Origin of the sequence: Candidatus Latescibacter sp. (assembly GCA_030692375.1) — a bacterium.
GTDB lineage: Bacteria > Latescibacterota > Latescibacteria > Latescibacterales > Latescibacteraceae > JAUYCD01.
Map to the genome: position 1 here is coordinate 1 of JAUYCD010000173.1, position 10,194 is coordinate 10,194.

Annotated in this window: 5 protein-coding genes and 1 tRNA gene; 3 read left to right on the plus strand and 3 right to left on the minus strand. The window is 51.6% G+C overall.

The annotated features are described in order from the left end of the window. Positions 1 to 207 precede the first annotated feature (207 nt). Positions 208 to 3,102, minus strand: a complete 2,895-nt coding sequence (locus tag Q8O92_10495; GenBank protein ID MDP2983744.1) for a hypothetical protein — start codon at positions 3,100 to 3,102, stop codon at positions 208 to 210. 150 nt (positions 3,103 to 3,252) lie between these two features. Continuing rightward, positions 3,253 to 6,255 carry a heparinase II/III family protein gene (locus Q8O92_10500; GenBank protein MDP2983745.1) on the minus strand — a complete coding sequence of 1,001 codons (3,003 nt, stop codon included), beginning with the start codon at positions 6,253 to 6,255 and terminating at the stop codon, positions 3,253 to 3,255. 185 nt (positions 6,256 to 6,440) lie between these two features. Between Q8O92_10500 and Q8O92_10505 the strand changes: the two genes are divergently transcribed. The 3 genes from Q8O92_10505 (at position 6,441) to Q8O92_10515 (ending at position 8,465) form a co-directional block, all read left to right on the plus strand. Further along, positions 6,441 to 6,516: transfer RNA gene (locus tag Q8O92_10505), tRNA-Glu, on the plus strand. A gap of 208 nt (positions 6,517 to 6,724) precedes the next feature. Next, positions 6,725 to 7,558 carry a glucosamine-6-phosphate deaminase gene (gene nagB / locus Q8O92_10510; protein ID MDP2983746.1) on the plus strand — a complete coding sequence of 278 codons (834 nt, stop codon included), beginning with the start codon at positions 6,725 to 6,727 and terminating at the stop codon, positions 7,556 to 7,558. Between the two features lie 124 nt (positions 7,559 to 7,682). Then, the gene (locus Q8O92_10515) at positions 7,683 to 8,465 is read left to right on the plus strand and encodes a DUF4382 domain-containing protein (protein ID MDP2983747.1); all 783 of its coding nucleotides are present in this window, start codon (positions 7,683 to 7,685) and stop codon (positions 8,463 to 8,465) included. Between the two features lie 67 nt (positions 8,466 to 8,532). Here Q8O92_10515 and Q8O92_10520 read toward each other — a convergent pair whose 3' ends face one another. Continuing rightward, positions 8,533 to 9,747: a putative glycoside hydrolase gene (locus Q8O92_10520; protein MDP2983748.1), complete on the minus strand. Its 1,215-nt coding sequence runs from the start codon at positions 9,745 to 9,747 to the stop codon at positions 8,533 to 8,535. Between the last annotated feature and the right edge of the window lie 447 nt (positions 9,748 to 10,194).

Genomic DNA, 10,194 nt, shown 5'->3' on the forward strand with positions numbered 1-10,194 from the left:
ACCCCGCCGGAAGCCTTGTCGAAAAACACGTGGGTCTTGCCTATGCACCCCTCCCAGCCGCCGTTGCGGGGGATGAAAATCCCACCTGTGGGCGCTCCCCATATCTCTGCCGCGAATACAGCCGCGAGCGCGATGAAGCACAATACGCGTAGTTTCATTGGGTGTTTTCTCCTTTTCAGCATCGGAAGTTTTTCATGATCAAAATCTCTATTGTATTGCTTCTCCCCTTGTAATTAGGGTAATTCGGGCTGTTTGGCCATACCGGGAATCGGTATCGGACATGAATTTCACTTTATTTTCTCCCGGTTTAACCTCGGGAATGCTTCCCTTTATCAATACCTCTCCGCCGGGAAATCCGTTGGGATCAAACACCTTCGCTGCGCCTGCTCCATTATACTCCAGGTAGCAGTCGGGAGCGAGAGTCACAGGGAATGCGAGGGTTTTTCCATTTACCGAGAGCGAGGGGTTCGAAAGGGGAATGGGTGTCTCTTTCAGAGCTTCGAGGCGGCTGAAATAACAGGCTGCCGATTTGCCGGGGCCAAGGTTCGTTATGAAAACATATACCCGCGAGATGGTTTTATAATCGATCCCCCGTATCGCCCAATAGTTATTGTACGGATACACGAAATCATACACTTCCCCTTTGGCCGCCTCGGGGATTTTTATATACCGCCAGCCCTCGAAATCAAGCTTCACCCAGAAGTCGCGGACGCTCCACCTGCCGCCGTCCTCGAGCACGAAATGAAGGCATGTTCCGCTCTTGTCGCCAAAAACCCACGCGCCCACCGCGCGATGTTCCGAAAGATCGAGCGGCTTGTCGAGGATGATCTCGGCGCAGCCCCAGCCATCCTGGGCAGTTCCTCCGTTTCCGGCTGTCACCATGAAGCTCTTTCCGCCGGAGCGCGGCTGTTTGTTCGATACGGTAATGTTAAAGGTCAGACCCTGTGTGGTATGGCTCTCGCTGCCCAGAGGACCCCGGCCTTTCGTGTTAAAATTGAGCGGCCCCGGTTCGAGGAGGACACCATTTTCCCTGCTCCCGTACTCGGCCAGCCGCGGCATATTCTGGATAATGACACGTAAAGGCTGGGAACCGTAAGGATTTGAATGGGTGAAAATATTCGCCGTACCGTCCATCCGGGCCACATAACGGTCCGGACCGTAGGTAATCGGGAAAGCAGCCCAACGGCCGCTGCTGTCTCTGTCAAGGGTGAATTCCATACCCGGTGTGCGCATTTTCTCTTTTGCCGTTTCCGAAAAATAGCCGCTCAGTTTCAATTCCTCCCAGTTCTTTATCATGGCGAACATTTCACGGGTGCGGCCGTTTGCGTCGAGAGCGGCTTTGTTCGTTTCGAGCGACATTGCGGCCCCGTAAGCAAGCGCCTTACTCCAGGCATACTCCATTTCGCGCGGACGGGTGGCCTCGCCTTCCACGCTCCTGGTGAAATATCCGAACCAGCCGAACTCGAACGGCTGCAGGTCCGCTATCGAATACCGTGAGTTGGCGATGGATGTCCGGTTGAAATGCTGGATGACGCCGAGCATCGCGTAATCGACTGTGTTCCCCCGCGCGAAGATATGCCAGGAGAAATTGGAAATAGGGCCGTGCCCCCACATGACCTCGCGTTTTGTATTCCAATAGAGCTTGGATACCAGCAGGTTGGAGAAATACCAGGAGGGCTTTTGGGGATAATATCCGATATTCTCGCCGATACCGTCCGGATAGATGTAATCGAACCCGTAATTGTCGAGAGCGGCGGCCTCTCCCCCCGCAACACGGTCATATAGAGAGGATTTCAGATCGGGAAGGTAGAAATCGATAAACTCGGCGAAGTTATCGATGGACGCGCCCTTTTTATGGGAAGCGGATTTAGATTCGCGGGCGCCCCGTACGCACCCGGTGAACCCGTATGGCGGATCTGTTTTGATGTCGTTGTAAACAACGATCTCATCATCGAGGAGCAGGTCACGGCCGTGGTAACGGGATTTGTCAGCTTTTGCGAGCAGCCCCTCCGGCGAAGCGGTCGTGGGTATGAAGGTATCGGCGGGCCCGACATCCGCAGCAAGAAATCTCCGCAGATCAGGATATTTGAGGAATCCGGGATCGGAGGGGGGTTTTACCAGGGGATCATCCTTTGAAATCACCGCATCGAGGACATGCATCCCGGCCCTGAGTCCGGCGGCATGGATTTTGTCCACCGTCGTTTTCAGGCCTGCTGCGCCGTGGGGGAAATTTTTCTCGTTCACCAGATAGGAGCCGTGGGTTTTGTTCCATACTCCCGTGTAGATGGTTATGTAGCCGAATCCGCCGGTCTTTGCATAATCGATCATCGGTTCAACGATATCCTCTGAAAGATCGACGAAGAGGTAGGATTTCATCATCTCGGGGGATTTTTTCGCCCAGACTCCATCGAGCGTCGGATGCGGGAGGCCGTTTTCGATCTCGATAAGCTCGATGGTATCGAGGAGCCTGCCTGCAGGGCAGCCGGTTACCGCAATCTTCGCGCCTTCGAGGCGGACGCTCTTTTCGCACCAGCCCGAAAGAATGGTCTTCGGATGCGCGGAAGGCGCGGATACTGTTTCGATATTGAGCGGAATGATACAGGCGCTGAATTCGGCGTTACGGCAGGAGGTGATGCTGGAGCTTACCCATTCCCTGATAGTCAGAGGCAGGTGCGCCAGACGCAAGGCGGTAATGCTGTGGTCATTCACAGAAGTCAGTTCAAACGTCAGGTAAGATGAAAAAGCACATGGATGTATTCGCGCCCATACTCCCGAATCTCCGAACGTGACATAAAGGAAACCGTGGGCCAAATTCACTGAGGTGGAACCGATCCATCGGTCGTTTTTCTGTATAGCCATGAAAGGAGACCGCTCGGAAGTATCCAGGTAATTCTTTTTCGCTGCCTTGTCGGTGAATTCCCTCATTATTCCGTCAGTCCCGGCGACATACCGGAGATTGGCGGTCTCTAAGATTATGGAATCGCCCTCCCGGTAAATATTCTTTTCCTGAGCGCCGATGAAACTTGCCGGAAAGAGGTACAAAGGGATCAGGACTAGACCGGTCCGCACAACAGCATTTGAAAGAACGTGAGTGAGCAGCATTTTTATTCCCCTCTTGCTATTTTACCTCACCCCTTGTCCCCTCTCCTAGTCAGGAGAGAGGTAACTCATTATGCGCCTTGTTGTTACCCTCTCCTAATTAGGAGAGGGTGGCCGAAGGCCGGGTGAGGTTTTTTTTGAAGAATCCTTTTTCTATTTTACCAGCGCCATCTTCTTTATCGCAGTGTATCTTCCCGCGCTGATTTTCACGAAATATATCCCGCTCGGTATCCCGTTGGTGAACCATGTACAGGAATACCTCCCCGCTTTCGACACTTCATCTCTCAGAATAGTCACCCTCTGGCCGGTAACTGTGTAGACAGAGATTATTACACGGGCGTCCTCCGGTATGAAATAGTTGATTTGGGAAACCGGGTTGAACGGATTGGGATAGGGATCCCCGACCCAGAAACCGGCGGGGGTGTTTTCCACAAAAGTAAGAATATACGCCGCCGCTTTCAGGCTTTTCGCTCCCGACCCGACCGCTTGAATCCAGTAGTAGTAAGGTGCGCCGTTGTAATAGACGCCGTCGATGTATTCCGTGATTCCCGCCTTGATCGAATCGACCAGGACCGTGAACATGCTCTCAAGGGCAAGAAGCGAGTCTACGGGTACATTCTTAGGGAATAGAATCGGGTCGGTCAATACGGGGTTGCGGGAGCGGTAAATCCGGTACCAGTCCACCAGCCCGTCATTTTCAGAAGGGGATTTCGACCAGGTGAGGTGAAGACGGTGTCCGTTGTCGTTGGCAACATCCGTAACACTGACATTTTTCGGCGGCTGCAGAGTCTGGCTGCCGATAGAACCTTCCACCCGCCACTGTCCTTCTCCGATGAGAGTGAACCGGACCGCGTTGAATAAAGGAGTGAAGGTAATTTCTTTTCCCTGGAAAAAAACCTTTGAAGCCCTGATTCCGGAGAGAGTTATGCTCGTTTGCACATTTATCTGAAGGAATCCGGAGATTGCATTCGGGCTTGCGTATGATGCCGTGAGGTTCAGCGGGTTCAGGCTCCGGACGAGTGTATCCTGGCCGGATACGACAAAAGTGCCGTTGATTATCGAATAATCGAGAAGTCTGTCCGGGGCGACAATCCTCGCCAGGAAGCAATCGGCATCCGTGCTATAACTCCCCTTGCCGGCTGCCAGGGTCATCGCTGTGCTGTCGGCATGCATGACGCCGTAATCGGTGGTGTCGCCGAAAGCGAGGCTGATACCTTTCTCATGGGACACATTCGCCGCGGAAATACCCGGAGAAGCCGCACCCTTGGGCTGCGGATAGAGCAGGGTCAGGAAGCGGGCATCGGATGTGTTTTGGGTTACCTCCAGCACCGTATGGCTTAAAAAGGAGCGGCTGTACACCGCGTGTTTCATATCCGCTGCGGCGAAGGTAAGCGGGGATGATCCCACAGTGAATGTGCGGACTGATGCTTTGTCCTGTTCCCATCGTGCGCCGGAGTCAAGGCTGGTGAATGTTCCGCCTGATGTCCCGCCGCCATTGCCGTGCAGAAGGAGGGTGAACGTTCTGTTCTGTGCGCCGGTTATCCTGTCGTAGAGAAAAAAGTACCGGTGCAAGGGAAATAGTACGGTTCGCTCGAAACTGGCGCTTTGGTATTGGGTAACCGAATGCGCGTAATCAAGAACAGGATCGGTGAAATACCTGTCCAGTCTTGCATCGCTGCTGTTGGCTTGCCAGAAATTAAGGTTTCCTCCCTGAGAAGCCGCCGGGGGACCGTCGCCGTCCACCAGGATCAGGTTGTGATTACGGGCGTAGCGGGTGCTGTCGTGATACGCCCAGCCGCCGTATCCGCTGTCCATGAGCAGCATGTTCCCGTATGCGTGCAGGATGAATGTATTCGGGTCGGGGTGATTGTGCGCCTGGCCGTTGATGCGCGCCTCCCCGTGTTTGCAGAGGAACTGCAGGTAGATGCTGTTGCTGTTCCACGAGTCCCGGAACCGGGCAAAACCGCTTTCGGGATAGAAACCGGTCGGAGTCCATCCCAGTGCTCCGGGATCGGTATGCGCGGGAGGGGTATCGTCGAAACGGGCGATGTAATCGGGAAGGAACATCGGGCTGACCGCCCTGCCGTACTGATTCCACATCCAGAAAAGCGCGTCACGGTACGGACTGTCCCGGTGCAGAGAATACAAAAGGCCGGTCAGATCGAAGTATGCTGCCTCGTTGTCGTTGAAAGGAGGAGTGAGCGCGTCCGGCATCACGATGCGCGGCAGCCAGAGATGGGTCTCTACCAGCTCCGGGACAGTGGTGAAATCAAAGATGTTCATGTTCATGTTCTTGAGGGCGATAAGCGCGGGAAGATACTGCTGGGCGCTGTAGAGATGGTAATTCGGGCCTTCCGCCCACCCGCCGGCCGGTTCGCCGTTGTCGCCGGTAATGGTCATATTCCCAAGGGCATTAATCAGTTTTGACTGGGCGGTGTTGCGGTCGCCCTTCGAGCCGGGTTCATCGAGAATGGAAAGCGAGAGAACCACTATCGCCGACTGAAGTTTCACATGGTGGTTGTCGGTATGAGCAACATCGTAGTATATACATGAAGTAAAATCCTTGGCTATGGCGTCCGAAAAGGGATTTAAAATGATATCCAACGGGTTATTTTTTGACATGTAGGCGCGGAGCTTGGCGAGCCGTGAGCGTATGGATGATTCCAGACTCTGGGTGCCGCCGAGTGTGAAATCGAAACCATCGCCTCTCAACATATCATAGGCTTCTGCCCAGTGCACTGCCGCCTCGGAAATTTCCAGGTCGCCAGAACTCGAAAAGAAATTTTTGTAACTTCCATTCGGTATTGAGGCCAGGGCTTTGGCCGCTTCAGAGCCGTACGTGTTATGATTCACCTGGGTGGAATCTGTGAAAACATAAGCCCCGGCAAGCATCTTGGAATAGTAGGCCTGGGTAACTTTCGGCACGTCGGTCTTATTCCAGGAATTCAGCGCTACATCAGCCTGGAGTATCAATTGATCTCTCCATCCGGCATAGGGTGGCCTGTCGAGACGGTTCCGGATCGTTTCACGCTCCTGGGCAAGATAGAGAATGCAGGGATGCGTTTCGGTCTGGGCCTGCGAAGGCATACTTCGTAACAGGAGGACGGCGGAGAAGATGAAGAGTAAAGTTCCCCGTGAGGGGCAGATTGTTTTCATGATAATGTCAGTGCCATTTCCCTGATAATAGTTGAACGATAGGGTATCGCCGCCAGTTTAACGGTATTTTATTAAATTATGGCAAAGAAAGTCGATAAACAAGGAAATATCAAAGTAAAAGAAGTCATTTCATTTTTACCGTTGATTTCGCCGATAATTTTTTTTATATTCCAAGTCTCTTAAAAGTCCCCTTCGTCTAGTGGCCCAGGACTCAAGGTTTTCATCCTTGCAACAGGAGTTCGATTCTCCTAGGGGACGCCAAAAACGGATCGTTGTAGGGGTTCAGCATGCTGAACCCCTACGTTTTTTATTCTCTACCCACGAAACTCTCTTGATTCACCCCCCGAATTCATGTATCATTCCAAAAACAGCAGCAAAGTGACAAAGTGACAGAGAAAAAACAAAGAACTTTGATGCTTTGCCGCTTTGTCACTTTGTAACTTTGTCTCATTTTTTTGTGGGAGAAATAATGCGCGTTGTTATTCAACCGGATTATGAGCAGGTAAGCTCATGGGCGGCTGCTTATACCGCCATGCAGATAAAAAAATTCAATCCTTCGCCTGAAAAACCTTTTGTACTCGGCCTGCCGACCGGATCTTCCCCTGTCGGTATGTACCGCCAGCTGATCCGTCTTCACCGTGAAGGGTCGCTCTCGTTTGCCAATGTGGTTACTTTCAACATGGACGAATATGTCGGACTTCCGGAGGACCATCCGCAAAGCTTCCATTCTTTCATGAGGGATACTTTCTTCGGCAAGATAGATATATCACCCGGAAATGTGCACATCCTGAACGGGAACGCCCCCGATCTGGAATCGGAATGCGCCCGTTACGAGGAAAGGATAAAATCGTACGGCGGAGTGGAGCTTTTTATCGGCGGTGTCGGCGCGGACGGCCATATCGCGTTCAACGAGCCGGGATCATCCCTGACCAGCCGTACCCGGATAAAAACGCTCACCCGCGATACCCTTGCCGCAAATTCCCGCTTTTTCGACCACAATATCTCCAAAGTCCCCAAAACCGCTCTGACCATAGGAGTCGGCACCTTCATGGAGGCGCGCCGGGTCATGCTGATCGCGACCGGCTGCGACAAGGCGCGCGCCCTGCATAAGGGAGTGGAGGAAGGGGTCAACCACATGTGGACCATTTCGGCGCTTCAACTCCATCCCCATGCTGTGATCGTCTGCGATGAGGATGCCACAGTAGAGCTCAAAGTCGGCACAGTTCGATACTTCAAGGATATCGAGACCCCGGAGCAGGACCCCCGGAAAAATCTTGCAATGATGGTGCGCAAAAATGTGTGACTTTCCCCGCTTCTTTCGACTTTTGTGAGACAGGTCACATTTTTTTCCTTCAATAATTCCCATCTTATAACAGGAATCCTTCAATTACAAATTTTTCGCGAAATGTTAAACAAAGGAGAATGCCATGCGTTTCGTTCAATTTCTTGTATCCGTACTATTTACATCCCTTCTCCTGTGGGGGTGCAGCAAGGATGAAACCACGACCGGGAACCCGACGGTCGGAACGGTGAAGGTTCATTTAACCGATGGTCCGGGGGATTTCGAAAAAGTGAACATAACTTTTTCGGAAATCACTGCAAATCTCAAAACCGGTGAGGAAAACTGGATAGTCATAAACAATCAGTCTCAGACTTTAGATCTTCTGACATTGACCAACGGCATCACCTCGGTACTGGGAGAAAAACAGTTGGATCCCGGCCAATATGGACAGATTCGGCTGAAAATCACCAAAGCTGAAGTGGTGGTAAAAGGGACGACCTACACTCTTGATGTCCCGAGCGGAGCAACCAGCGGGTTGAAACTGGGTTCCGGTTTTACCATCCTGCCGGGAATAACGACTGAGTTGGTTGTGGATTTCGATGCGGCCAGATCCATTCACGCGATGGGGAACAAGCAGAACTACAAGTTGAATCCCGTTCTTCGGCTGATCGTCAAAGCCGAGTCCGGCGCTGTTTCCGGGAAAGTGGTGAATTATCAGAACTCACCTCTTGCCTATGCCATCGCCGGTACCGATACGGTTGCCTCAGCTCTGGTAAAAAAGGACAGCGGCGGTTTTCTTTTGGGATTCCTGCCGGCGGGAAGCTACACAGTGGCTGTGGCCGATACTCTCAATAAGAAATTCTCAAGGGCGGATGTAATGGTAACCGTCGGTAATACAACAAATCTGGGAGATATTACACTGCAGTAGAGAATTCGATATGAATTTTTCAGGAAACATGGTGCAAAAACTCTGTGCATATCGGGTTCGAGGCCTGTCAGGGCGACAGGAGGAGCATCCCCTCTCCGGGATTGAGAGATATGGTATTCACTGATTCGCCCGAAAGCGTCTTATAGACGCTGTTTAGTTGGATCGTGTGTATTGCCTTATCCGGATTGACAACAGCGCACCCTTTTGTAAAAAGCCTGAAAAAGGCCCCGTCGCGGGCCTCATATTCTCCCTTCGGGGCGCCCAGATTGGTGTCGTAAAACGGATACCATACCTGCTGATACGCTTTATACCCGGTGGCATAAAAGAAAAAGACCCGGTTCGCCTCCGTGGTCATGAGATACGAAGAAAACAGGAAAAGCGCCTCCCCTTCATCCGGCTGCCGGGGAACACACAGAAGATTGACCAGCTTCCCCGAAGAAGCCGCCTCGTGAACCTGCTCCACTTTCGCCTTCCAGCCCCAGCGGCCTTCGAGTTCCACTGACCGGGACATCCAGGATTCGCAGTTTGCGCCGTCGATTTCCGCCAGATAGGCCTGCGAGGTCTCCGGCTCGCCGGAACGCATATGATTGAATATGATTGTTTTATTGCTGAAACCGGCTGCAATCGCCTGTTTCTTAATCACACGGAGCATGCCGACCTCGTCGGAGGTCCACTCTTCCGGTGTAAGGTCGACCGGTACTGAGGAAATCCAGTTTCCCACAAGACGGTCATAAAATGGATAATCGGTGGATACATTATCAAGCTGGACGCCATCATAAAGCCCTGTTTTGAAAATCTCCAGAACGCGGGCGGCCAGATAGTCTCTGAGACCGGGATTACCTGTGTCGAAAGCGCAGCGGTTTTTGTATTTCGGATAATAAATTTTCACCCGTGCGCCCGAAACATCATGGTGGAACCAGTCTTCATGCGGGTTGGTGTCATTCCAGGTTCTCCTATAGGATGCCCACGGGGAATCACCGTCGATATCAGATGTGTTGAAATAACAGAATACCGGCGCGCCGGGATTTTTACTGCGAAAGGCCTGGATCGCTTCAGGTTTTACATCGTCGGAAGCGATCATGAGGTTATAATTGTGTGCCAGTTTTTCGATGTCGGAGACGCTGTTGTCACCGAGAGCCATCAGAGTAAACCTCCCCGTGCGGGTGTCTTGAGAAGCAGGAAGATTGACTTCGGTCTGGCCGGTTGGAGCGTCAAACATGCATGTCGGAGCGATAAAAATAAATGTAATTAACATGAAAGCATACAACCAGTTATTAATCATATCTCCGTCCCTGTGCGAAAATCTGGGTGGTAATATTCAAGCAAAATCTTGTTTGTGAATAAATATTACTGCTTTCTTTTCTTTATACAAGTATATTCTCACAAAAATAGATTTGCCTTGTTACACACTGGCCATTCCCCAGATATTTGAATCAATATTTTGTAACTCTTTATGATGCTTATCGTTCCACGATAATATATTTATGAAAATATTCTTGGGTTCAAGTCCACTTGAAGGACGAATCCCCCCTGTCCTTCGGACATCCCCCCTTATTAAGGGGGGAAATCATGTTGGCAGGCAGCTTTTACCCCCTGCTGCTATGATACAAGTCAAGAGGAAAGTGTAAAGAAGCTACCAATAGAAACATCATACTTTTATTGAAGTCGCGATGTGGTAATGTGGTAAACGGCAGTATCGTTTTCCACATTTCCATATCGATAATCGGTT